This window comes from Alteromonas sp. 4NH20-0104, from assembly GCF_057547795.1.
Map to the genome: position 1 here is coordinate 127,257 of NZ_BAAJLP010000006.1, position 23,267 is coordinate 150,523.

The following is a 23,267-nucleotide window of genomic DNA, read 5'->3' on the forward strand; positions in this document are numbered from 1 at the left end:
TGCTATAGTAGATCGTGAGCATTCACAGGCCACTGAAATGGATAACCCCAATACACCAGACACTGTCGTACAGACTGTCGTCGATACCAATTCTATTGGTGCTTTGGCTCGGGTGCGCAGACACCGGTTATTACAAATCTGTGGCGTGAGTGCGTTAGGCCTGGTGGCATCGGTATTGGTTGCCCGAGGCGTCGCCTTAACCATTTTTTCCGCTGGTCTGCTTTCTCTGGTACTGGCCTTTTTACTGGCCTACAAGCACAAGTCACAAGCCTCTTCCTTTGTACTGCTGAGTTCTATGTCGGCCATGTTATTCGCCCTGGCCTTAGTGGGCGCAGGGCTGTTTGATATCGCCATAATTGGCTACCCATGCCTACTGATCTTTGCCGCCATTCTCGGCGGCGTGGGGCTGTTCAGCACGTTGCTTACACTAACGATTGTGCAATGCTCGGTGCTGGTGTGGCTTAATCTGGGTGGCTATGTTACTCCCAGTACGCCAAAGGTCAGCTGGGAGCACCTGATTTTTGTGCAGGTTATTTTTATTATTACTGGCTTCAGCGTTTATGTATTGGTTCGCGATATCAAACAGTTAATGAACTCTCTACAAAGTGAAAATGAGAAAGTTCAGCTCAGTCGCGCGCAAATTCAGCATCTGGCACATCACGATCCTCTCACGCAATTGCCTAACCGATTACACGGTGAACTGTTATTTCAACATTTGTTGGAGCAGAGTAAAACCAATAATACCCAGCTGGCTATGTTGTTTCTGGATCTGGATAACTTTAAACCGGTTAACGATGCACTTGGCCATGTGGCCGGCGATGTGTTGCTGGAAGAGCTTGCTCAGCGTCTCGGCGACCACCTTGGCGAAAGGCAGCACCTTATCCGGTTTGGTGGCGATGAGTTTTTAGTGCTGACACCCTGCGCCGGCGATTGTGAGAACAATGATGCGCTGCAGGCGTTTGTGAACAGCTTGCTCCTGGAATGTGCCAAAGAGTTTGAGTTGTTGCAAAACCGGGTGGTGATTTCGTCTTCAATTGGCATTGCTGTTGCGCCCAAAGATGGCGAACACTTCAAAGAGCTTTGTCGCAAAGCTGATATTGCTATGTATCAGGCAAAAAGCGATGGCCGTAATACGTACCGCTATTACTCCCCTGAGCAGGACGAGCTTAGCGAAGAGCGTTTTAAACTGTTGCAAAAATTGCGCAGTGCGGTCAGTGCCAATGCGTTTGAATTATACTATCAGCCTATCGTTGACCTGAATTCACAGCAGCCTCTGGTCGTAGAAGCATTGTTACGGTGGCCTCAGCCTGATGGTGGAATGATTGGGCCTGACATTTTTATTCCTCTGGCGGAGACCGCCGGAGTGATCAATACGCTAGGCAGCTGGGTGTTAGAGCAGGCATGCTTATTTTGTGCTGAGCAACGCCTGAGCGGTTTGTCTGACCTGCGAGTGGCGGTGAATATCTCGGCCTTACAATTCAACGACGGTTTATTACAAAGCCATGTAGAGCGCGCGTTACAACGGGCCAACTTGCCACCTGAAGCGTTGGAAATTGAGTTAACAGAGTCACTTTTTCTCAATGAATCTTCGGGGATTGTGGCGCAACTTACAGCACTTACCGATCTAGGCATTACCATTGCTATCGATGACTTTGGCTCGGGATATTCAAACCTGGCTTACTTACGCAGGTTTAATGCCTCTACTTTAAAGATAGACCGCTCGTTTATTCATCCACTAACCAGTGATGACAACGATGTACCGTTAGTTCAAGCCATGATCACTATGGCCAGCAGTCTGGGGATGAACACCATCGCAGAGGGCATAGAAGATGAGGCCACCAGACAGATGCTGTTGAACATGGGGTGTAATTTAGGGCAGGGTTATCACTGGTCGAAGCCGTTAAGTGCCACAGACATTACCGTGCAGCTCAAGTCACTGACTTAAAGCAAGTCATAAGAATGCCTGTTGTGGTTGAAGCCGGCGGGGCAAGCAACGGGATTCAATTACCCGCCCCACACAACTTGCAACTGCTCAAAGTGTATCGGTTTGCTACAACTTAAACTGGTTAATAACTTCACGCAGTTCACCCGCCACCTGACTTAAGCGAGTGGCATCGGCTGCTAACTGGCCGGCGTTGTCACTGGCTTTATCACTGACATTGCTGATGGCCACCAACGAGCGGTTAATTTCTTCAGCAACGCTGGTTTGCTGGCTGGTTGCCTGTGCTATTTGCGTACTCTGCGACTGCACAGTGCTGATTGACTCACTGATATGACTTAGTGATGTGGCCACTTCTTGCGCCTGTTCCACACCCTGCTCCGATTTCTTCTGACCTTCCTGCATGGCCGTCTGGGTTTGCGAGGTCATATGTTGTAAACGCTCAACCATTTTACGAATATCATCGGTGGAATCCTGCGTGCGAGAGGCCAGTGAGCGCACTTCGTCGGCGACCACTGCAAAGCCGCGCCCTTGTTCGCCAGCCCGGGCAGCCTCGATTGCCGCGTTTAACGCCAGCAGGTTCGTTTGTTCAGCAATACCGTTGATAACATCAATTACAGCTCCGATGTTTTCCGACTCCTGCGACAATCCACCTACAACCTGTACCGCTTCATTAATGGATTCTGCCAGTTGCTGAAGTTCGCCGCGGGCGCTATTGGCCAGCTGCATCCCATCATTAGCCTGTTGCTCTGCTGTGGTAGCGGCATCACTGGACTGCGACGCATTGGCGGAAATTTCCTGAACCATAGTCGCCATTTGCGTTACTGCACTGGAAACCGAGTCAACCTGGCGCTGCTCCTGGCGTACTTCATCACTGGTACTTTGAGATAGCTCCTTTAAATTCTCTGCCGCGTCCGCTACCGCCTGGGTACTCTGGGCCGCTTCTATCAGTAAATGATGCAGTTTATCGGTGAACAGGTTGAACTGTTCGGCCAGTTGACCGACCTCGTCCCGACTGGTGATTGTCAGACGTTTGGTCAGGTCCCCTTCACCCGAGGCAATATCAGCCATGGCTTCTTTCATTTGCAAAATAGGACGGGTAACACGGGTGCTTGCCACATAGGTTATCGAAACCAGAATACCGATAATAACTAACGCCAGGATCCCGGCAACGAGGATGGCATGCTGAATGGGTTCTGCTATCACACTTTGTGGCAGTATAAATCCCAGCGTCCAGTTCATTTCAGGCGTGCTGAGCCGGGCGTGGCGATACGTTGCGTAATAATCCTTACCCTGCCAACGGACATCGACTGTCCCTTCTGTGTTGGCCGTCATGGCAGTGGCCAGCGCCGCAAAGCCTTCTGAATCATTGAATGCGGTATCGAATAAAGCCAGAGGAGAGCTGATATCCAGCGTATCGCCGGTCTTGGGGAAGTACACCACATTTTGGTTTTCATCAACCAAAAAGGCGACCCCCTGACCTTCATAGCGAATATCGTCGAGCACACCCGCGATGGTACTGATAAGGATATCTACGCTGCCTACACCCAGCAAGGTGCCATTGCGATAAACGGGCGACTGCACCACGGCAGAAATGCTGCCATCCTGGGAGTCAACGGCCGGCGGTGTGACATACAGCCCGCCCTGACTGACCGCAGTTTTAAACCAGGGGCGGGCCGTGGCAAAGTAGCCTTTTGTAGGATCGCCGGCATCCGCTCCTTCAGTATCCACACCAACCCGGCCTTCTTCGTAAAAATACTCTCCGGTATTGGCTGAGCCGAAAAACGCCGATTTTATATTGTCATCAGCGCTGCTAATTTGCTGAAAGGTTTTGTAGATCTTATCGGAGTCGGGTAATGAGGATTCGCTGGCACCACGCGCCTCGTGCTCAGCAAAAAAGGTCTGAATAAACGGGTTGCTTAAAAAACTGCGGGCCACACCACCATAGGTGCAAAAAAAGCCTTCAATGGCCTGGGCTTCTGTATTTACCAGGCTAAGTACATCATTTTCGATTGTGGTCCGGGCTCGTTCGCTGACAAAGTTCAGCAGGATCGTAGCCGCAATTAACAATACCAGTGACATGGCGCCACCAACAATAAGCATAAATTTATGTTGCAGAGACATAGACTTCATAAGCGCATTCTTGTTGTTATTTTTATAGGCAACTTTGATTTTATTATTATTATAGTTTTATTTGTTATACCAGATTGGCGCCAAATATACAGCAGCTAAAAGTGCCCCTTTCGTCAGTAAAGGTGGTCTTGAAATATATCTGAAGTGATTGAAATACGCTTTGTACATTGTTGTACTATGTTACTTTTACTCATTCTTAACTATTTATTTTTCGTATCAGCAAGCAAGTGATGGCGATAAGCTATTATTCGGAAATCCCGGCGATACAAGTGCTATAGTGAGCCTTTGCGTAACAGACAAAGCGTATTTTGGGTTGATATCCCATTGGAACCTGACGTATGGCGAAGTGGACATTTTTAAACAACGTAATCTATAAACGCACTGTAAAATCCTGGCTGGTGATCCTGTTCGTCTGGCCGGCCATCCCTTTTTTTGTGGTTACTCTGGGCTTTGTGGTCTTTTCTTATTTTCCCTGGCCTTTGACGTTCGACGTTGAAGCGCCAGTTGTCAGTGAGCAGAAAGATGAACTGATCATTTTAATTCACGGTAAAGACGATTCCCCGGATACCTGGCCAACGGCTTTTGCAAAGGCGCTTGAAACATCGGTATTAACGGATAAACAGCAGGTGGCAACAATCGATTGGTATGACTATTCAACTAACCTTTTTCGGGTTGCCAATAATGCCCGCCGAATAGGCCATCAACTCGGAGAAGACCTTGCTGAATATAGCCAGCTAAAAAAGGTCCACCTGATTGCCCACAGCGCTGGCGCGTTTATGGCCTATGGTTACTGTGAAACGCTAAAGCAACTCAACCCTGATGTGTTTGTGCAAACCACTTACCTTGATCCGTTAGGGCCATACAGTGGGTTTCAGTGGCATTACGGGACACAACACTTTGGGTCCTGCGCAGACGTTAGCGACGCTTATATTGATATTCATGATAACGTTCCTGGCAGTAATGTCCCGGTAGAGCATACCCATACCTTTGACGTTAGTGCGCTAAGACTAGCAGACAAAAAGTATCAGGGGACTGCGCATATGTGGCCAATTCACTACTATCGCACTGCTGTGCTCAGTGGCCAGTTACCCTTCTGGGAGCCAGGTGAGGAAGTGTTGGGTCGCTACCCCAGAAGAAAGCAAACAATTTTCGAAGGGCAATAAAGCATGATGGCCAGACAAAGTCACCTTTCTCTGGCCAACCATCATCATGTTAGTAAGTGTAATCGGGCATGGGCTGGTCAAACATACCAGCCTGATATTGCACAACGTTATCTTCGGCCAGTTTGTCTTTGTTCTTTTCTGCGTATTTACGCAGTTTTCTGAAATCGCTGTTGTCCTCGACTTCCTGCAACACCTGCTTATAGCGCGCGAGGCCTGTGCTGCCAATGGCATTGGTTAGCCATGCCAGGGTATCAATATGAGCCTTGGTTGCCGAAGGGTAATTGCGCAGTAAAGCCTCTGCGGCAATATCAGTGAGCTCCTGATCAACGGTTCTGGTGCTAACAATCTCTTTGGCTGCTTGCTTTAACGAAGCGAGATCGCCTGCCAGCATCAATTCTTTTAAACGGGCCACCAGTTCTGACGATTCTTCTTTTTCGAAAGCGCCTTCTGGCAGCGTGTACATGCCCGCCACATACTGCTCACCGGATGCGCCGGGTAAGTTATCCAGTGCTTTATCCGCGTGGCGCTCCAGTTTGTTGATTTTCGTTTTGCTAACCACTTCTGACAGCACACCGTAATAGCGGCCATTTTCTGAAGAGCCAATGGCACGCGCAAGCCATGCCAGGGTGTCAACCTCGCTGGAATAGGCTTCCGGATATTTGTTAAGCAGAATTTCGGCGGCAATGTCTAACAATTCCGGATTGTTGATTTCTTCTTTAAAGATACGTTGGGAGGCGGCTTTTAACTGCCCTAAATCACCTGATAGCAACTGGTTTGCTATGTCTCGCTGGTCGCCAGCCAATTCGGCCATCGTGCTGAAAGAGAGCGTAAAAGCCATAAAGGCAGCGCTGATTCGTCTCATTGGAAACTCCTTTTTATGAGATCACTATTTTTAAAATAGGTGGGGCAGGCGACTTCGCCTAGTACATCCCACCATTAACACTGATAACTTGTCGGGTGATGTATTTTGCCTGGTCTGACACTAAAAAGCTGATGGTATTTGCCACATCATCGACGTGACCAAATGTCCCCAGTGGGATCATTTTTTTAGCTTCGTCTGCCACTGCGCCTTCGATCATACCGGTTTCGATGACACCGGGGGCAACACAGTTGACCGTGATTTTACGTTTACCAAGTTCGATAGCTAATGCTTTAGTGGCACCTACAATCCCTGCTTTAGAGGCGCTGTAGTTAGTTTGGCCCCGGTTACCCATTAGCCCGGATACCGATGATAGCGTGACAATTCGGCCGCCCTTACGCAAGCGGATCATAGGCATAATGGTAGGTTGCAGAACGTTGTAAAAGCCGTCGAGGTTGGTATGTACAACGCCATCCCACTCCTCGCCGGTCATCGCCGGAAACGCGGTATCCCTGGTGACACCGGCATTACAAACCACGCCATAGTAAGCACCGTTTTGTTCAATATCATTTTCGATCGCCGCTTTCGTGCCTTCCCGGTCAGCAATATCAAACTGCACTGTAACGGCTGTGCCACCACTTTGAATAATATCCGAGGCTACCTGTTCGGCTGAAGCTTTGCCACTGCGGTAGTGTACAGCGATGGCGTACCCTTGCTCGGCAAGCTTATAAGCGGTTGCTTTACCAATACCACTGCTGGCTCCGGTGACCAGAATTCGATTTTTATCGGCCATAATTTCCTTTCTCGTGTGTAGTCTGACTGGTATTAAACAGGCTGATTGCTGCTATAAAATTAATCGTATTGCCAATGAGGATAATGCTACCAAAGGCCTGAACAATCGGCATTGAACTGAATGCGAGGAGTCCAAACGATAACAGGCTGGTAACGGCTGACAGCAAAATAGCCTGTTGAGTGGTGTCCGGGTGGCTGGCCATTTCTTTGGCAAATATAATGTAATCCATGCCCAGACCAAGTACTAAAAATAACGCCATGACATGGAACACATTGATGGAGTGTCCCAGTGCGCTAACCAGTGCGATGGCTATGAGGCTGGCTGAAGCAGGGATAAGTAACAGTAACACGGCTGACATTTTTCGATAGTAAGCACCAACCAACAGGGCAATCAGCGCATAAGCTAAAAATAGCAGTGTTGTGCCGGTTTCTCGCTGGGCTTTTAATGCTTTGCTGGCATTGGCCAGTGTATTGACATATTCCACGCCATCAATAGTGGTGCTGGCCGTTTCGATGGCTGCCAGATCACTGCCTTTTTTAATCAGGGCGAAGCTGTAAATGGTGTTTTCATGCTCAAACCACAAAGGTGGTAAAGAGGGCAAGTGCCTGAGTAATTCATTAAAGCGAAGAGGGTTGCCGGCAGCGAGTTTATAATCCTGCTTTACCTGCTCGCTGACTTTTGGGGCAATGCCAATGGTAGCGGCGAACGTATCGAGGGCGCCGCCATCCTCGTACAGCTTCGCTTGCAGTGCATAGTTATTGAGTTGTTGTTGCGGGGATTGCAGATAGTCTGCCACGCTGGTTATGGTATGGGGCTCAACACCGTGAGCGGCATTGATAGCGTCCAGAGCGGTAAATATCGCCTCAGGGGTATTGCCCCGGATCAGCAAATAGCGTCCAGGTTCATAAATCTGAGTTAAATTAGCGACTTCCTGCTCCTGGCTCAATAAGGACTCGGAAACGTGAAAAAAGCGCCTCGGATCGTCATTGGTTTTGGGGTTACCAGAATAAATATAGCCAGCGCAGGCACAGCTTAGAATGAGCCCGGTAAGCACCAATAGGCGAGGGCGCTGTGCCAGGACTTTCTGACATCCATGAATAATGCTTTTTAATAGTGACTGACGCGCTTCGATAGGTCGGCGAATAACCAGCGGGCCCAATAACATAACGCTTAACCAGGCCATCGCCAGGCCCGAACAGGAAAATAAGGCAACTTTCTTCAGGATCAGCAGATCAGACAGACCCAATGCACCGTATCCCACCAACGACGTGATGACACTCAGCAGCATAGCCCGAAACAACACATTTGAGTGAGCTGTGTTTGACACGTGCCGGTGAGCCAGATAATGGTAAAAGTAATGTAATGAGTAATCGACCACAATCCCGATGAGGCTGGCACCAAAGACGATGGTCAGGACGTGAATGGAACCGAAAACCACAGTACTGGTAATCACTCCAAAGCCTACTCCAATGGCGATGGAACTTAGCGACAAAAATAGTGGGAGCAATGAGCGAAACACCAACATCATTAATAGCAATATGCCAGCCACGGAGCCTATCGCAATAAGCTGAATATCGGCTTTTGCCGATTGCGCTGAGTCTACGGCAAAGAAGAACATTCCCGAGCGTAAAACAGTAACGTTATATTGCTCGCTGATTTGCTTCTCAAGGACCTGGATCCGGCTATACACAGACTGTTGCGCCGACATACCGCTTGGAAAGGTGCTGAACATCACGGAAAAAGACGTGATTTGGTTTAGTGTTTCTGAATTCGACGACTGAAAGGGCATATCCTGGTTGTCAAAATTGGTCAGCAGATAATCTGAAAACCAACCCAGCGGATCCTGTTCGAAAGGGATAAGCCTGACACCATCACCAATCTGATAAAGTTTGCGCAATGCACGGTCTGCGATTTGCTGGTGACTGTTTACTTCAAGTGACCGGCGCTGGTCGTCTGACAACAGGTGAAACCGATAAGCAGATAATACGTCGAGATACTCATTTTGCAGGGCGGTATCCTCAATAACGGTTAATTCTGGCAGTGCATTGAGTTTGTCTTGCAGGGCTGCTTTGCTGTTGAGTACTGCGGTTTTATCTTCGCCTTTAATCACCACCATAAAGCGCTGACTAATATCGTTGGTTAAGGAGTCGATAGCCTTCTTTAAGCCCGGTTCGCTAATTTGCGTCGGGTTTAAATCATTGAGATTTGTATCTATCTGAAGGTGCTGGATATTCAGTACAAATAAAGCAGCACTAAGGATGACAACCAGGATAAACGTGAGCGGCAACAGCAGGGTTTTCATGAGTAACAATTACCGGTCAGTAGCGCGAGGGAGATCGTAACACCTGACACCATGTAGTGTCTGAATAAAGGCTCTCGCATTGTTCGTAAGCTGCTCGTTTACCGTTGATTGTATATTGCTCAACTGCACTAATCACTACATTGGTGAGCTGGCCGGTAGCATCGATCACCTCGATATTCAGTGACACGCCTTTGTCCTGGTCGGTCGTTTTGCTTACCATAATGGTATCGAGTCCTTTACGAATGTATTCACTTTCGGGGCGTAATGTCACCCTCCCGCTCTGCTCGCCCGGTGAAATGGCAAATTCGTCAATAAAATAGCCGGTATCACCCTTGAGTAAACGCACAAAAATATTCGACATAATGTATCGGGTGGTGCCGGTTAACGGCGTCAGTGCGCCGTCGGCATCAGCCCTGAAGTTATTGCTACTGTTTACGTAGAGAATGGCTTCATTAAAAGGCGTTTGGGTGTGCCAGACCAAACCAAGATCACAGGAATAGTAAAAGTCGCCGGTTGATGAGAGAGGTACCGGTACGCCCTGAATGGTCTTCTGTTGCGAAAAATGCCCCGAAAAATGGCAGCCAGACGGAAAGATCTCCGCCAGTAGTGCTGCTTCATCCGGCTGACGAGGGGAGGCCTGTACATGACGTGGTACTAAGCCACATAGCAGCACACAGAAAATAACCCCCGGCCAAGATTTAGTCATGCTTGTTTAGCCATGCATTGATCGTTTCAACCAGAAAAGGCGGCGATTCAAACTGGGTGATCTGGTCTGGCATCGCTACCGCAAACTGGGTGGTTTTGGCTTTAGTGTATATTTCACCACTTGCTTTGTCTTTAATGACATAACTGATTTTCAGGCGATTTTCCCACTCAGTCAGCCATGATTCGATAACCACTTTTTGCTCAAATAATAATGGCTTAACGTATTTCACCTGAATATCAACGATAGGAAAGAAAAAACCATGTTCTTCCATCACGCTATAAGGACAACCAATCTCCGACAATAATGCACAGCGGGACATTTCAATGTACTTGGGGTAATTGCCATGCCAGACAACCCGGTACGCATCAACGTCAAAAAAAGGAATATCAATATCCAGGCTTACTTTTTTCATGGCCTGTTACGCCTTAACTGATAGTTCGGCTAATACGTCAACAACGTCCTGAATGGTGCGAACCTGTTTAAACTGTGCAGGGGTAAGATCCACTTTGGTAGACTTTTTCAGATCAATTAACAAGTCTACGGCATCGATACTATCGATATCCAAATCTTCGTAAAGCTTTGCTTCTGGTACCACTTCAGACGGCTCAAGATCGAATAGTTCCACCAGGGTTTCACGTACTTGTGTAAGGATATTTTCTTTTTCTGTGTTCATATTATTTCACTAATTCTTATTTTTCAGAGGGTATGTTTGTATCTGAAACCGCAATAAGCTGACGTTCGTAATAACTTTCCAGATAACTTGTGAGTTGTCTGTATTGTTTCGGCCTTGGCAGGCTTGTGTCAATACAATCTTCAAGGGTAATCAGATTTTTCGAGGTTAACTTAAATTTCGGACCGCCAGGGGGGATATCGTACCACTTATCGCCTTTCTTAAGCGCCCTGGGGTGGCATTCAATCACTATGGGCATAATAGCCGCATTAACAGCGACGGCCATATTAGCAGCACCGCGTTTAAACCGAATAACACTGTCTTCCTTGGTGCGAGTGCCTTCCGGGAAAATTAAAATATTCTCACCGGCTTCCAGCTTAGCGGCTGCCATGGGCAACACTTGCTCAGCGTTGTTGGGGATGTAGCCTGCCTGACGCACCACGGCACCGGTAAAAATGCTCTCCCACACCGCACTTTTCACAAAGCAGCACATCTGTTCATTCACCGCCAGCAACAACACAACGTCAATAAGAGACGGGTGATTGGCAATCACTATATGCCCGGTGCGAGCCTGCTTCATTGAGTCCACGTCAAAGGTGTATCGGATCAAGCCAAAAAAGCGCATGATCCTGATAAAAGTTAAGCAACCTTTATGCACGCTCCAACGAATCATATGTTGCCTTTTGGCGGCCGGGATAAAAGGCAACGGGCTTAGCAAACGGAAAAAAATGCCCACAATCAGGGCGCCGAGTCCAAACAGAAAATAACAGAATGCGGCGGAACTAATTTGCCACACTTTACGCAAGCGGGTCAGTTGCATCATCAGGCCCTGCCGTTACAACGCTGGCGAATTGCTAAATACAGAAACATTCTATTTCGACCAGTAATTCTTTGCGGCATATGTCTGCAATGGTAAATAGCATTTCAACGCCCGGGTAGCGGGCTTCCAGCCAGTTGCGTGTAAATGCCACATCATCGGGGTGGCGTACATACACTTTGAACGTTGATAATGACAGGCTTTCAGGATTCGCCGTAGTAAGCAGGTGCTCTATATTGCTTTGGGTTACTTCTAACTGCTTTTCGAGATCGTTTTCGCCCAGCGTCTGATGGCCGGTAATACTCGCAGTGCCCGAAATAAACAGATAGTTAACTGCGTTCAGGCTGACTGCGGTCGCACGGGCAAATGACGGACTGCTGACCCCGTACTGACGGGGATATTCATATGCATTGACCTGATGATTATTTTTAAAATGCTGCGGTACCTGGTTGCTGGCAAACAGATAAATAACCGCCCCATCAGAATGGTGGCCAAGTGCTGATGCAGCAGGAAAACTGGCGGGTGTCAGGCCTGCATTCTCAAAGGCTTTGAGGCGCCCGGTACAGAACTTTTTATACAGTTCGTCATCGCCGGTCCCTGCGTTAATGGCAGGCAGATAATTCCAAAAGCGAAACGGATAAGAAAACCCATGCTCAGTCATTACTGATAACACTGACTCATACGCTTTTTGCGTAGAGTACTCAATATTTTCGCATTCATCTTTACTAAGCCAGTGGGCGAGGCAGATTAGCTCACTGGTTTTCGACCAGTAAGTGTTGCCTGTCTGTCCTCTCTCTGTGGGCAGCGAAACTGTCCACACTTCACTGGCTGACCGTGCGGCTATGCCTTCCAGGCCAGTGGTAATCATTCCGGCTTCAAAGGGTTCACACTGCTTAGCTAACGGAATAACCGCTAAAGTGTAATCGTCCGCAAGTACTTCTTTTACTGGTGTGGAAATGAACTGTTGTTTTAGCATGATAAAACTAAATGTGATGATACTCTGAAAAAGAGCAGATTTTCTGCCGGTAAATGTGAAGAACCATCCTGGTATTGTCGAAGATTGGTCCGGTGTCGAAGATCAGCAATGTTGCGATTATTGTGCAATCATTCCTTGATACAATGTTAGTTTTTAATTTTGCAGTAGTTTAAACTAGCGAATATCGAAAATAAAGCGAATACGGGCAAGGACGCTAGGCCGGTCGGTATTCAGGTCACAATTAAAATTATAAGTTTCATGTCAAATACATTTCCCCTGGTATCACGCAAGCCAAGCGACCACATTGCTTATTTAACTCAACCGATAGAAGCGCTCGGGCTGGGCCGCGGTGTTATCGATACAAATCAGTTTGTTGCCCACGTGTGCCGTGTGGCTGAGAGTCTGCCTGCCGGTAAGTACGCTATTAACCTTTGTGAGAATCGCTATCTTTTTTTAGTGGGATTTTGCGCGGCAATCCTGCGCGGCGATGTTAATTTGCTGCCCCCGAATAAAAATACTGCTACGCAAAAAGAACTCAGTGAAGATTATGCCGGGTGCTACATCATTCATGATGGCAGCGATGTAATGGCGGGCATACCTGCCATGAATATTCTGAGTGTTTCTTTCGCTTCAGACGGCCATACTCAACCCTCTGTACCAATGATTGGAGATGATCAGCTGGCCTGTATTAGTTTTACATCGGGCTCTACCGGAAAGTCCAAGCCTAATTTTAAGTACTGGCATACCCTGCATCGCAGCAGCGCTATTAATTATGAATTTATGGTGCCGGATAGTCCGGCTACGGTTTATCAGTTGGCGACCATGCCAGCGCAACATATGTGGGGACTTGAGACGTCGGTATTGCTGGCCATGTTCAGTGATATTTGTATGAGCGATGCAAAACCGCTTTTTCCTCAGGATATTCTGGCCGCGCTTGATATGCTGCCTGCACCACGAATGTTGGTCTCAACGCCGGTACATTTGCGGGCATTGTATGCCAGTATTGAGTCTGCGGAGCCTTTACATTCGGTATTATGTGCCACTTCGCCACTCACGGTTGAGCTTGCTAAAGAGATTGAAGAAGCCTTTTCGGCACCGCTAAGAGAAGTGTATGGATGCAGTGAAGTCGGCTCGATGGCGGTGCGTCAAACCGCCGTTGAAAATAGCTGGCTGAAGTTCGCCGGGATACACTTTGGTCAGCAGGCTGGCACCACAACAGTCACTGCAGAACACCTGCCGGAAGCGACTGTTTTACAGGATGTTATAGAGTTTCAGGCGGATAATCGCTTTGTGCTTGCCGGCAGGGCGTCAGATCTGGTGAAAATTGCCGGAAAACGCGGCTCGTTATTTACTATTAACCAGACACTATTACGCTTTAAAGGGCTGGAAGATGGCATTGTCTTTTATCCACAAGACGCCAATCAGGTAACACGACTGGTTGCCATTGTGGCGTTGAAAGACGGTGTTCAAAAAGCCGACTTGCTGGCTTTCTTAAAGCAACATCTGGATAGCGCGTTTGTGCCGCGCCCGGTTTATGTGGTGGATGCTTTACCGCGGGAGCCCAACGGCAAATTGTTAAGGAAAAACATTGATGCGCTCCATGCATCGTTAAGAAAGCCGCGCAGTTGAAGCAATATTAATTGAGCTTAACAGGAAGACTCGTTCTCCCTGTTAAGCTCAAGCAAAGTTATACGCGCTTTATAATGAGTGAAGTGTTAATGCCACCAAAGGCCAGATTGTTACTCATAAAGTAATCCGTGGTTATCTCTCTGCACTCGTGCTGAATGTAGTCCAGCGGAGCGCATTCCGGATCAATATTATCCAGGTTCAGCGTTGGCGCAAAACACTTGTCCTTCATCATATTGATTGTTGCCCATACTTCAAAAGAGCCACAAGCGCCCAGAGTGTGTCCGGTGAAACTCTTAAGCGAACTTACCGGCTTTGCCCCTACAACCTGATAGGTTGCCTGACTCTCAACAATGTCGCCGTGTTGCGTGGCTGTGCCATGTGCAGACACGTAGCCTATTTGTTCCGGCGTTACCTCAGCATCTTCCATGGCTTCGGTCATTACCCGGGTAACCGTTTCCAGGTTTGGTTTTACCAGGAAGGTGCCGTCGGTGTTAGTGGCATAACCGCTCACTTCAGCCAGAATGTTTGCGCCTCTGGCTTTCGCGTGCTCGTAGGATTCAAGGATCAGAGTACAGGCACCTTCGCCCAAAACCAGGCCGTCACGGTCTCTGTCATAGGGGCGGGGGGTGGCCTCCGGTGTGTCATTTTTGGTACTTGCTGCAAACAGCGTATCAAAAACGGCGGCTTGTGAAGGGCACAATTCCTCAGCGCCACCGGCGATCATCACATCCTGTTTGCCAAAACGAATTGCTTCATAAGCGTATCCAATAGCCTGGCTGCCCGCCGTACAGGCACTCGATGTGGTATGCATACGCCCCTGGGTGCCGAAGTACACGCTGATATTGACCGCTGCAGTGTGCGTCATCATACGCAAATAAGTACTGCTGTTAATGCGCGACGTTGACATATTTTCAAGCATTGGGGCGAATTCTAATGCCGCCTGGCTGCTGCCTGTCGCTGAGCCATAGGCAACCCCTGTGGCTTTTGAGCGAATGACCGGATCATCAAGCAGGTTGGCATCAGCGAGAGCCCGTTCGGTGGCCAGTACGCCCAATTGAGCAACCCTGCCCATGCTACGCTTTCTTTTCTTGGTATAGTGGGAGGGCAACTCGAAATTGTGCACAGGCGCAGCGAGGTAAGTGCCCAGTCCTTCGTATTTTTGCCAGTCTGGCATAAAACAAACGGCAGACTTGTTCGACTCGATAGTGGCTTTGACTTGTGCCCAGTCATCGCCCAGTGCAGAAACAACGCCTGCACCAGTAATGACGACACGCCTGAAATTATGGTTACTCAAGGTACATCCTTTTTATATCTGACGGCGAAATACCGATAAACTGGCTGTCGCCAGACATTTTATTGTTTGTGAAGTTTTGTCGTAATTTTCAATGAAGCAGTCAAACGTTGCAAGTCCGTCACCGACGATTGCTTTTTCTTCGCAACGCACCGAATATTCGCCTTTTTCAAAATAACTGCACTCAGCTTTAAAAGCGCGGGTTCCCAGGAGAAAGCCCAAATGGGGCGATACCAGCCCCTGTTGCAACTGATGACCGGCAATCAACGCCGCTGTCTGGCCCATATACTCAAGGCCTATCCAGGCAGGCACACCATAACCAGGTTCAAAAAAAGGTGAATCCTCATCAACCAGAACTAACGAGGAAGAGGATCTTTCATCGACCTTCAGCACTTTATTAATGAGCAACATCGGCGGTCGGTGAGGTATGAGTTCAAATAACCGACTGTCAAAGCGTGAATCAAGCACTACTAAACCCCTTCCTGTTTGTGGCCGGTTAACTGCGAATAATCTGTGCCGGGTTGCCAGAAGTCATAAAAATTAAAAAACTGGTATGGTGACTCAAGGCAGTGCTCCTCAAGTTTGTTGGCAAACTGCTGGGCATAACCGGTAAGGTCCTGCTGCCTTGTTTTGCGGTTAATCTCCAGTGTGTCACACAGCTCAGAGACATCGAACAAGACCTTTTGGTTAACTTTAGGACTGCGATAAGCAAACATCAGTTTAACCGGGCAGGCCAGCGCTTTGGCCAGCATATAAGGGCCAATTGGCAGCGGCGCGGGGGCGCCCAGAAAGTTAACATCGACGGTGCGGTTTACGCCACTTAGCGGAATTCTGTCACCGGCAATAAATACCCATTCGCCAGCGTCGACTTTCTCCTTGAGCATCATAATTGTTGTTACATCAAACTCATCAACCTGAAAGACATTCATACGCGACGCATCATTCTGACTTTGCATCATCCTGACAAAGTTGCCTGCGTGTTTATCGTAAAGCAGAATATTAATGATTTTATTGTGGTGGTTATAGCGGTGCATAAAGCCCCGGCAAAATTCCAGATTGCCAAAGTGTGAGCCTATAATCAGTTGTCCGCGTGAATCCTCTAAAAGTTTATCAACGGCTTCTGGAGAGGCGAGAACAAAGTCACTTTGTTTAATTTCATCCAGCCAGCCGAGCAGCTTATCTAAGATAACCTCTGCAAAGTGGTGAAAATGTAACAACACATGCCAGTAGCCGGGCTTTTTCGGCCACGCTGCCGGCTTGCAACGGTAATGGGCTCTGAGATATTTAAGCGAGGCTTTGCGCTGGTCTGGCCGACAGAGTACAAAGTACAGGGCAACAGGATACATGATCAGGGTAAATATCCAGCGGCCAAACAGCCGGTAGAGGAAGTACACAAACCGCATGCCGGCCAGGGTGCCCGCTTCTTTGGTTTGCGACCAGTGATCCTGGTGGATATCGTTATTTCTTTCCACCACTGTCATGACTTACCAAGTAATGAACTCAGGCGCACATAAAGCAACTTAGGCAGGCGAATCAGCATGCCAAACATCAGTCTGACGTGAAGTCTGATAAGCATCAGGTTGTCTTTCAGATAGTGAAAATGCGACACGGTATTTTCGTGATAAATGACTTTGGTCTGAATAAAGTGCAGATCAATACCGGCCCACACAGCCTTAACCAGTAATTCGGGGTCAAAATCCATGCGCGGGCCGAGATAGTAATTATCAAATACGCGCTCAATCTGTTTTATCGGATACACGCGAAATCCACATAACCCGTCTTTAATTTTAAACGACAACGTCTCCAGGGCGACCCAGAAATCGGTGATTTTGCGCCCGTATTTGCGGGCAAACGGCGCGGTTTCATCAAAGTATGGCTGACCCGAGATAAATGAATCAGGATGCTGCTTGCTGTAATCAAGCAGTTTTTGCGCGTCATTGATATTGTGTTGACCGTCGGCATCGAGTTGCAATACGTGGCTAAAACCCATGGCACTGGCATGATAACAACCCGTGATCACAGAAGCGCCTTTGCCGCGATTAGTCTGGTGTTGAACTAAATGAAAGTCAGGATAATCAGTCAGCAGCTTTTTTACTGTTTCAACACTGCGCTCGCCGCTGCCATCGTCAACAACAATGCATGGCAGGTTAAGAGATGCCAGTGCCGGAAGAAATTTTTCAAACAACACTTCGTGTTTATAATGCGGAACGATGATGCAGTATTTCATGATGGAATAAACTTAAAACTGCCCGTAGAAAATGAGTCAGTTTCGTTAAAAAAAGTAAATTTGATGCTATGTTTTGCCGCGTTGAAACTTAATTCAAGCTGCATGGCGGTATCCGGCATCACCATGGTTTTAAATTTGATATTAGCCAGTTGTTGAAAGGCATCATCCTTAACAAACAGTGCCCGGGCCAGTTTACCCGCCCAATCCACCTGTACAACGCCAGGCAGCACTTTTTGTTCAGGGAAGTGGCCGTCAAACCAGCTTAATTGGTTTGGAACATGCAGTGTAATCAGTACAGTGTTATCAGCCGAATCAACGCTGAGGATTTGTGGCCCTTGTGAGGGCTTAAACAAGGCGTTTAAAGCCTGCGCTTGGTTACTCATCGACAATATTATGCTTCTTTTTATAGTAATTTCGGTACACCAGCTCAATCACAACGAATCCGCCAATGAGCAGGTAGGATAGTAACCCATTATATAAGGTCCATACAGCCAGACTGGCAAACCACACCGTCCAGGCCGCCACTGCACCATTTAACAATAACAGTACACCCCAGGCTATGCAGAGTTTGTGCAAATAGCCGCGAGCTTGTGCTGGTGGCTGTTTGCCTCCGGCAGCGGCAAACCGTTCAATAAGGTTGTGCTTGTCCTTCAGTGAAAAGAGAAACACCAGGCCCATGGCAAGGCTCATCATCACAGGGTAGCATTTCAGCAGTATTTCACTTTCGAGGATGATAATAACGCTGCAGAAAACGGCGATTACCGCGGTAATAAGCCAGTCGCTGCTTTGGCGCTTTGTTCCCGCTACTACAAGGCGAAATACTGCCAGCAAGAGCAATACCACACCAAACCAACCCGGCTCAATCGAATCGATGTTTAAGTACACCAAAAATGGATAAGCAAGGGTGACCAGAAAAATCAGTACTGGCAGTAAATCCTTTGGGCTGCGCGGTACACCACTGCTCATCAGGCCAGCACGCTTAACCTGTAATCACCCAGAATAGCCCGTTCTTCCTCATTGATATCCATTGATGCATTATCACTTAGCATGTCTTCAAAGTACGGCACCACTTTTTCCATTATGGCAATGTTCTTAGCCAGTGTTTTGGCTATATCAACATTCGGTTCCTTCAGAATATCATTCAGTTCGCCTAAACAGGGCACCAGGAACTGGTCCATAAATACGCCCTTGGCCGGCAGAACCAACCGCTTTTTGGCGCGTTCGCTAAGCAGCTTTTGCATTCTTTGGTTCAGCATTTGCGTTTTCATGAGATCCGGCGTGATTTTGCGCATGGTCTCAATATCGCCGATAGCATCGGTAAAGAAGAGCAGGGCAAAAACCCCCCAGTAATAGGTGTAATCCCAAACCAGCTTAACCGACATCATTTTACGGTCACCAAAGCCACCGTACTGGTCTTTGTAAAGTGACAGCGTGTTGGTAAAAAAGGCGTCGTAAAATTTGTGGAACAAAACACTCTCGAAGCGGATGTCCTGACCTTTTAAATCGCGCTCGATCAGATGCGTAACAAAGGTGTTGTTCAGCGCAATAAAGTCGCTACCCGGTGAGTAGAATGGATCGGCGAATGCGCCGGCTTCCCCGGTCATTGCCCAGCCCTGATCACTAAACATCTGTTTACAGCCGTAGGAATAACCCTGCATCACTTTAAAGTCGAGCAGTTCAGCGCCCTGAATCGCTTTGGCACACAGTGGATGCTCTTTTTCGAGCCATGCCATAGTGTCTTCAAATGACTCAATGCCACTGTCGGCAAGGGCCTGATCATCCATAACAATGCCAAAGCTGGTGGCACCGGAGGCCAGTGGAATTATCCAAATCCAATAACCCGGCCCCATTAAGTGGTTGGTACTCAGCCAGCGTTTGCCGGGCTCAGTAACCCGGCTCTGCCAAGCCGGATCCGCAGACCACTCATCAATGATGACACGCTTGTCGATTCGGAAAAATACCGCGTTGCCCTGATGGCCGGTGGGACGTTGCAACTGTAACTTATTTCTCAGCAAGGCCTGACGACCGGCGGCATCTACCAGCCATCGTGCAGTAAAAGTAAAGGCTTCGTTACCCTGGGTACATTCAATGGTGTGTTGTTTATCACCAAGTGTGATGTCACCCAGCATGGCACCGTCAACGATATTTACCCCTTTATTGGTGAGCAGCTCATACAGGTAGTTTTCTAATGTACCGCGCTCAATCTGATAAGCCGGTATACCGAAAAGTTCACTTACCCCGAGCTCATCGTACTCGCTGTAGTCGCCGTCCACATTGCCAAAGAACAGACGTAGTCCATATTTGCGCAGGTGTTTTTCTTTAAAGTGGGCGTCGAGTCCCAACACGTCGGTAAAGTAATGGGCGCCAATCTCTACGGTCGATTCGCCGACCTTTGCGGTGGTATCGTGAACCGGAAAAGTATGCTTTTCGACGATCGTAATGCTTAACGATGGCGTGCGGTTAAGTATTTGCAGCGCCAGACTCATTCCGGCCAGCCCGGCGCCTGCGATGACAATATCCGTATTAATGTGTTTCATAACTTACCTACGTACGGGTGAAAGACACTGACGTGCCCTGACTCAGGGGCATGGTCACTGACTTACTGCCGTTTGAAGTTGCTATTAACTCTGCCAGACATAAGATTTTAGCGCTTGGGTTGTCTGCGTACATTGAAGTGATGTAATCACTGTTGCTTTGTAGTGCTGGCCAGTTCGGTTGCTCTGCTGCGGTTACCTCAGCGGTAACCTCAATGCCCTCTATCTCCGCGTCCACAGGTAAAATAACCAACGAAAATGCGAATGTCTCCTGATTACTCAGAATTGGCTTAAGCACGTCTGCTACCGGAGCATCGTAGAAGGTAACAAGCATCGGTTTGTGTTCAGTAACACACTGAATGAGGGCTTCGAGCAACGTTAAGGGGACTGATTCTTCATATCCCGCTACAGAGTTAGCAGCACTCATAGTGCCGGTGCTGATTGTCCAGTAGCCTGCCGGTGCATTGTGAACAGAGTTGTGGAATTTGGTTGGCGATAATTCCTTATGTTCAGAAGCTAAGGTTTTGCACATGTAGTCGGTGAGTTCTGTATCACCTAACCCGGATGCAAATACGCATGTCAGCGTATCCGGTTCAAGGCCGGCCGACTGGGTTGCCTGCCATGAGCTCTCTACCGCCAGACGCACAGGCAATGGTGCCCGGCGACGTTCATTGGCAGGGATGATAGTGGGTTTAGGGCCTTTGTTTTTGGTTTCGGGTAAGGGTTCGCCACCAAGCAATTGCTGTAGCGCTTCCCAACTATCAAAGTAGCTACCCCAGGCGCCAATACCTGCAATTTTGCCTGTTAGTTTTTTTGCCTGCATTTTATTCTGACCTGCTAAACAAGAGCGTGCAGTTGTTGCCGCCAAATCCAAAGGAGTTAGTCATAACGTGCTGACATACTTTGTGTTGGTCAGTCGCTTTAATCGAAAGGGACAACGCCTCATCGAGGGTCTCCAGGTTTTTTGAACCCGGAATGATATTGGTATTCAGGGTATCCATAGCAATGATTGCTTCGGTTATTCCGGCCGCACCCAGAGTATGCCCCATCCAGGCTTTGGTGGATGAGCATTGCGTTGTAGCGGGAAATAACTCCGAAATTAACTGCCCTTCAATAAGATCATTGGCGCGGCTTGACGTACCATGCAGGTTAATATAATCAATCTCGGCAGCTTGCCGCTTTGCCTGTTCAAGCGCCTGAGTCATTGAAAGCCGGGCTCCCAGACCGTCGGGGTGAGGGTGTGACATATGGTAAGCGTCTGAGCTTTCACCATAACCGGTCAGGCTGATACCACTGCTGTTGCTGTTTTCGCCGGACCTTTGCAGTACCGCAAAACCGGATGCTTCCCCCAGGTTAATACCATCACGATGCTGGTCGAAAGGCTTGCACGGGTTTGGAGATAACAACTGTAAAGAATTAAAGCCATGCAATACACTCAAGCACAATGTATCCACGCCGCCTACCAGCACGGCATCAACAATGCCGGATTCGAGCCATCGGGCACCCGTGGCAAAGACCTTGGCTGACGAGGAGCAAGCTGTATTGATGGTGAGTGATGGACCAGTTATGCCAGTCAGGTGTGCCATAAACAAGCTGGGTGCATGAGGGTTGTGCACTAACGGCTGCTTAAACTCTTCAGTTAACTGTCCTGACTCATCCAGTTTGGTGTAGGCCGTTTCTGTGCGATCAATGCTGGAGGTGCTTGACCCCATAATCAGCCCCACTCTGGCTGCACCATATTGGGTGATTACCGCTGAGACTGTCTGACGGATACTGCCTTGTTCATAGCCGAGCGCTGCCAGTGCATTGTTGCGGCTTTGCCAACGACCTAAATCATTCACGTCGCTGAGCTGTTCTACAATGCCTATCCAGGTATCCAGATCTGAACCCGGCAGATTGTTTTTAATGAGCCCGCTGTCGTGATGTTTAAGAGAAGTTCTTAACGCCTTGAGGTTTAAACCGGCTGCTGAGCAGGTTTCGTAATCGATGATATCTATTTTCATTTGCTCGGGGGCCTGCGGTGGCAGAGGGGATTAACCTTGACCTTTTACAGGCCTTCTTCTCATTTTTTGTTTTCTACGTACGCAGTTAAGCTTCTCAGTGTGGCAAACGCTTCTCGCGTGCCCTCGTCTTCTGCTTTAATTTGAACCCCGTACTCTTTTGAAATCGCCAGTGAAATTTCCAGTGCGTCGATGGAGTCCAGTCCCAGCCCGTCACCGAACAATTGTTCTTCCGGATCGATCTCGTCCGCTTCCATGTCTTCAAGATTCAAGGCTTCCACCATAAGCTGAGCCATTTTTAATTCTGATTCTGTCTGTGTAGCCATAGTTGATACTGTCCTTACTATGAACGCTTTAATATGAAAAAACGGTAGTTTAAACTAATGTTACAGTAAAAACTATTTCAACGGATTGTATGTTCCCCGGTTTCGTTTACTCAGCGCCTGTTGATACTTTGACTTCCGGTGAAGCTCACCTGTGGCACCTCTGTATCAAGGATATATTACGCACGCAAAGCATCAGTACTTTATGCAATTTGCTCAGTGAGAATGAAAAAAGCAGGGCTGCAGCTTATCGCTCTGACAGTCGGCGGCAATTATTCATTATTGGTCGAGCGGGCTTGCGTATAATTCTCAGTGCGCTGATGGCAGGTATACCGCCTCAGTCCATCAGGTTTACCACCGGTGCGCAGGGTAAGCCCATGCTGGAAGACGATGCCTGCCCATTACAATTTAATCTTTCTCACTCCCATGATGCCATTGTCATAGGGGTAACCAGAGGCCAGACAGTTGGCGTTGATATTGAGTCTATGAAAGCGCGCCCCCGGATGGCTGATATCGCTCAGCATTACTTCCACTCACAGGAGTCGCAGGTGATTACTCAAGCACTTGATGCCGGTGATAACCTGGGCGCCTTGCGGCAGTTTTATAAAGTGTGGACCTTAAAGGAAGCCTTTATCAAAGCCGATGGAAAAGGCATGGCGATACCGGGTGACAGTTTTTATTTTACTCATATTGACACATCTACCCCCTGCATTGAACTTACTGACTCCGCGCCTGATGCAGCATCCAACTGGTTCTTTACGCATCAGTTTGTAGATGCTTCGTACAGCGTAGCCCTGGCTTTGGGAGTTTCTGACAGTAAAGACCCTATGACCGTTATCAAACGGCAACTCAGCTTTAAGCAAACAGGTTGGTGCAGTTAATCATTTCACTATTTTTACATGCTA

The 23,267-nt window shown here is 48.2% G+C and carries 23 protein-coding genes; 4 read left to right on the top strand and 19 right to left on the bottom strand.

Annotated elements, in window-relative coordinates:
- Positions 1–37: 37 nt before the first annotated feature.
- On the top strand, positions 38–1,945 hold the full coding sequence (locus AC27IB_RS06275; RefSeq protein WP_487119648.1) for a putative bifunctional diguanylate cyclase/phosphodiesterase: 1,908 nt from the start codon (positions 38–40) through the stop codon (positions 1,943–1,945).
- A 105-nt stretch (positions 1,946–2,050) separates the two neighbouring features.
- Here the strand turns inward: AC27IB_RS06275 and AC27IB_RS06280 are convergent, their stop codons facing one another.
- On the bottom strand, positions 2,051–4,072 hold the full coding sequence (locus tag AC27IB_RS06280; RefSeq protein WP_487119650.1) for a methyl-accepting chemotaxis protein: 2,022 nt from the start codon (positions 4,070–4,072) through the stop codon (positions 2,051–2,053).
- A gap of 338 nt (positions 4,073–4,410) precedes the next feature.
- Between AC27IB_RS06280 and AC27IB_RS06285 the strand changes: the two genes are divergently transcribed.
- Positions 4,411–5,235: an alpha/beta fold hydrolase gene (locus tag AC27IB_RS06285; RefSeq protein ID WP_487119652.1), complete on the top strand. Its 825-nt coding sequence runs from the start codon at positions 4,411–4,413 to the stop codon at positions 5,233–5,235.
- Between the two features lie 49 nt (positions 5,236–5,284).
- Here the strand turns inward: AC27IB_RS06285 and AC27IB_RS06290 are convergent, their stop codons facing one another.
- Genes AC27IB_RS06290 through AC27IB_RS06325 form a run of 8 tightly spaced genes read right to left on the bottom strand, consistent with a single transcriptional unit; the run spans position 5,285 to position 12,358 of the window.
- The gene (locus tag AC27IB_RS06290) at positions 5,285–6,097 is read right to left on the bottom strand and encodes a hypothetical protein (protein WP_487119654.1); all 813 of its coding nucleotides are present in this window, start codon (positions 6,095–6,097) and stop codon (positions 5,285–5,287) included.
- Between the two features lie 58 nt (positions 6,098–6,155).
- A complete protein-coding gene (gene fabG, locus AC27IB_RS06295) occupies positions 6,156–6,887 on the bottom strand; it encodes a 3-oxoacyl-ACP reductase FabG (protein ID WP_487119656.1) in 732 nt (243 codons plus the stop codon).
- A complete protein-coding gene (locus AC27IB_RS06300; protein WP_487119658.1) occupies positions 6,877–9,189 on the bottom strand; it encodes an MMPL family transporter in 2,313 nt (770 codons plus the stop codon). The genes fabG and AC27IB_RS06300 overlap by 11 nt, the downstream gene beginning before the upstream one ends.
- A gap of 16 nt (positions 9,190–9,205) precedes the next feature.
- Complete coding sequence (locus AC27IB_RS06305) at positions 9,206–9,895, bottom strand: LolA family protein (RefSeq protein ID WP_487119660.1); 690 nt, start codon at positions 9,893–9,895, stop codon at positions 9,206–9,208.
- Positions 9,888–10,307, bottom strand: a complete 420-nt coding sequence (locus AC27IB_RS06310) for an acyl-CoA thioesterase (protein WP_487119662.1) — start codon at positions 10,305–10,307, stop codon at positions 9,888–9,890. Before AC27IB_RS06310 ends, AC27IB_RS06305 begins: the two co-directional genes overlap by 8 nt.
- 6 nt (positions 10,308–10,313) lie before the next feature.
- Positions 10,314–10,568: an acyl carrier protein gene (locus tag AC27IB_RS06315; protein WP_296045225.1), complete on the bottom strand. Its 255-nt coding sequence runs from the start codon at positions 10,566–10,568 to the stop codon at positions 10,314–10,316.
- Between the two features lie 16 nt (positions 10,569–10,584).
- Positions 10,585–11,388 carry a lysophospholipid acyltransferase family protein gene (locus tag AC27IB_RS06320; protein ID WP_296045221.1) on the bottom strand — a complete coding sequence of 268 codons (804 nt, stop codon included), beginning with the start codon at positions 11,386–11,388 and terminating at the stop codon, positions 10,585–10,587.
- A 31-nt stretch (positions 11,389–11,419) separates the two neighbouring features.
- Positions 11,420–12,358 (bottom strand): chorismate transformation FkbO/Hyg5 family protein, encoded by a 939-nt coding sequence (locus AC27IB_RS06325; protein ID WP_296045218.1) that lies wholly within the window; start codon positions 12,356–12,358, stop codon positions 11,420–11,422.
- Positions 12,359–12,616: 258 nt separating this feature from the next.
- Here AC27IB_RS06325 and AC27IB_RS06330 point away from each other — a divergent pair, with 258 nt between their 5' ends.
- Complete coding sequence (locus AC27IB_RS06330) at positions 12,617–13,987, top strand: AMP-binding protein (protein WP_487119665.1); 1,371 nt, start codon at positions 12,617–12,619, stop codon at positions 13,985–13,987.
- Positions 13,988–14,045: 58 nt separating this feature from the next.
- On the opposite strand, the gene AC27IB_RS06335 is transcribed toward AC27IB_RS06330, so the two are convergent.
- The 10 genes from AC27IB_RS06335 to AC27IB_RS06380 are packed head-to-tail and all read right to left on the bottom strand — an operon-like array spanning position 14,046 to position 22,365.
- Positions 14,046–15,281, bottom strand: a complete 1,236-nt coding sequence (locus AC27IB_RS06335; RefSeq protein ID WP_487119667.1) for a beta-ketoacyl-ACP synthase — start codon at positions 15,279–15,281, stop codon at positions 14,046–14,048.
- Between the two features lie 12 nt (positions 15,282–15,293).
- Positions 15,294–15,746: a hotdog family protein gene (locus tag AC27IB_RS06340; protein WP_296045208.1), complete on the bottom strand. Its 453-nt coding sequence runs from the start codon at positions 15,744–15,746 to the stop codon at positions 15,294–15,296.
- 2 nt (positions 15,747–15,748) lie between these two features.
- Positions 15,749–16,759: a lysophospholipid acyltransferase family protein gene (locus AC27IB_RS06345; RefSeq protein WP_487119669.1), complete on the bottom strand. Its 1,011-nt coding sequence runs from the start codon at positions 16,757–16,759 to the stop codon at positions 15,749–15,751.
- On the bottom strand, positions 16,756–17,505 hold the full coding sequence (locus AC27IB_RS06350) for a glycosyltransferase family 2 protein (protein ID WP_487119671.1): 750 nt from the start codon (positions 17,503–17,505) through the stop codon (positions 16,756–16,758). The genes AC27IB_RS06345 and AC27IB_RS06350 overlap by 4 nt, the downstream gene beginning before the upstream one ends.
- Positions 17,502–17,888 carry an ApeI family dehydratase gene (locus AC27IB_RS06355; RefSeq protein ID WP_487119673.1) on the bottom strand — a complete coding sequence of 129 codons (387 nt, stop codon included), beginning with the start codon at positions 17,886–17,888 and terminating at the stop codon, positions 17,502–17,504. Before AC27IB_RS06355 ends, AC27IB_RS06350 begins: the two co-directional genes overlap by 4 nt.
- Positions 17,881–18,471, bottom strand: coding sequence for a COG4648 family protein (locus AC27IB_RS06360; protein ID WP_487119675.1), 591 nt, complete (start codon positions 18,469–18,471; stop codon positions 17,881–17,883). Before AC27IB_RS06360 ends, AC27IB_RS06355 begins: the two co-directional genes overlap by 8 nt.
- The gene (locus AC27IB_RS06365; protein ID WP_487119677.1) at positions 18,471–20,042 is read right to left on the bottom strand and encodes an NAD(P)/FAD-dependent oxidoreductase; all 1,572 of its coding nucleotides are present in this window, start codon (positions 20,040–20,042) and stop codon (positions 18,471–18,473) included. The genes AC27IB_RS06360 and AC27IB_RS06365 overlap by 1 nt, the downstream gene beginning before the upstream one ends.
- A gap of 7 nt (positions 20,043–20,049) precedes the next feature.
- Entirely contained in the window at positions 20,050–20,862 is an 813-nt protein-coding gene (locus AC27IB_RS06370; protein WP_296045192.1) for a beta-ketoacyl synthase chain length factor, read from the bottom strand.
- A gap of 1 nt (position 20,863) precedes the next feature.
- Positions 20,864–22,042, bottom strand: a complete 1,179-nt coding sequence (locus AC27IB_RS06375) for a beta-ketoacyl-ACP synthase (RefSeq protein ID WP_296045190.1) — start codon at positions 22,040–22,042, stop codon at positions 20,864–20,866.
- Between the two features lie 59 nt (positions 22,043–22,101).
- Positions 22,102–22,365, bottom strand: a complete 264-nt coding sequence (locus AC27IB_RS06380) for a phosphopantetheine-binding protein (RefSeq protein ID WP_296045188.1) — start codon at positions 22,363–22,365, stop codon at positions 22,102–22,104.
- An 89-nt stretch (positions 22,366–22,454) separates the two neighbouring features.
- Here AC27IB_RS06380 and AC27IB_RS06385 point away from each other — a divergent pair, with 89 nt between their 5' ends.
- The gene (locus AC27IB_RS06385; protein ID WP_487119680.1) at positions 22,455–23,243 is read left to right on the top strand and encodes a 4'-phosphopantetheinyl transferase family protein; all 789 of its coding nucleotides are present in this window, start codon (positions 22,455–22,457) and stop codon (positions 23,241–23,243) included.
- Positions 23,244–23,267: the final 24 nt, after the last annotated feature.

Bases quoted from the DNA above. Each gene is read 5' to 3' on its own strand.
- AC27IB_RS06275 (WP_487119648.1), top strand. From the start codon at position 38: ATGGATAACCCCAATACACCAGACACTGTCGTACAGACTGTCGTCGAT.
- AC27IB_RS06280 (WP_487119650.1), bottom strand. From the start codon at position 4,072: ATGAAGTCTATGTCTCTGCAACATAAATTTATGCTTATTGTTGGTGGC.
- AC27IB_RS06285 (WP_487119652.1), top strand. From the start codon at position 4,411: ATGGCGAAGTGGACATTTTTAAACAACGTAATCTATAAACGCACTGTA.
- AC27IB_RS06290 (WP_487119654.1), bottom strand. From the start codon at position 6,097: ATGAGACGAATCAGCGCTGCCTTTATGGCTTTTACGCTCTCTTTCAGC.
- fabG (WP_487119656.1), bottom strand. From the start codon at position 6,887: ATGGCCGATAAAAATCGAATTCTGGTCACCGGAGCCAGCAGTGGTATT.
- AC27IB_RS06300 (WP_487119658.1), bottom strand. From the start codon at position 9,189: ATGAAAACCCTGCTGTTGCCGCTCACGTTTATCCTGGTTGTCATCCTT.
- AC27IB_RS06305 (WP_487119660.1), bottom strand. From the start codon at position 9,895: ATGACTAAATCTTGGCCGGGGGTTATTTTCTGTGTGCTGCTATGTGGC.
- AC27IB_RS06310 (WP_487119662.1), bottom strand. From the start codon at position 10,307: ATGAAAAAAGTAAGCCTGGATATTGATATTCCTTTTTTTGACGTTGAT.
- AC27IB_RS06315 (WP_296045225.1), bottom strand. From the start codon at position 10,568: ATGAACACAGAAAAAGAAAATATCCTTACACAAGTACGTGAAACCCTG.
- AC27IB_RS06320 (WP_296045221.1), bottom strand. From the start codon at position 11,388: ATGATGCAACTGACCCGCTTGCGTAAAGTGTGGCAAATTAGTTCCGCC.
- AC27IB_RS06325 (WP_296045218.1), bottom strand. From the start codon at position 12,358: ATGCTAAAACAACAGTTCATTTCCACACCAGTAAAAGAAGTACTTGCG.
- AC27IB_RS06330 (WP_487119665.1), top strand. From the start codon at position 12,617: ATGTCAAATACATTTCCCCTGGTATCACGCAAGCCAAGCGACCACATT.
- AC27IB_RS06345 (WP_487119669.1), bottom strand. From the start codon at position 16,759: ATGACAGTGGTGGAAAGAAATAACGATATCCACCAGGATCACTGGTCG.
- AC27IB_RS06350 (WP_487119671.1), bottom strand. From the start codon at position 17,505: ATGAAATACTGCATCATCGTTCCGCATTATAAACACGAAGTGTTGTTT.
- AC27IB_RS06355 (WP_487119673.1), bottom strand. From the start codon at position 17,888: ATGAGTAACCAAGCGCAGGCTTTAAACGCCTTGTTTAAGCCCTCACAA.
- AC27IB_RS06360 (WP_487119675.1), bottom strand. From the start codon at position 18,471: ATGAGCAGTGGTGTACCGCGCAGCCCAAAGGATTTACTGCCAGTACTG.
- AC27IB_RS06365 (WP_487119677.1), bottom strand. From the start codon at position 20,042: ATGAAACACATTAATACGGATATTGTCATCGCAGGCGCCGGGCTGGCC.
- AC27IB_RS06370 (WP_296045192.1), bottom strand. From the start codon at position 20,862: ATGCAGGCAAAAAAACTAACAGGCAAAATTGCAGGTATTGGCGCCTGG.
- AC27IB_RS06375 (WP_296045190.1), bottom strand. From the start codon at position 22,042: ATGAAAATAGATATCATCGATTACGAAACCTGCTCAGCAGCCGGTTTA.
- AC27IB_RS06380 (WP_296045188.1), bottom strand. From the start codon at position 22,365: ATGGCTACACAGACAGAATCAGAATTAAAAATGGCTCAGCTTATGGTG.
- AC27IB_RS06385 (WP_487119680.1), top strand. From the start codon at position 22,455: ATGTTCCCCGGTTTCGTTTACTCAGCGCCTGTTGATACTTTGACTTCC.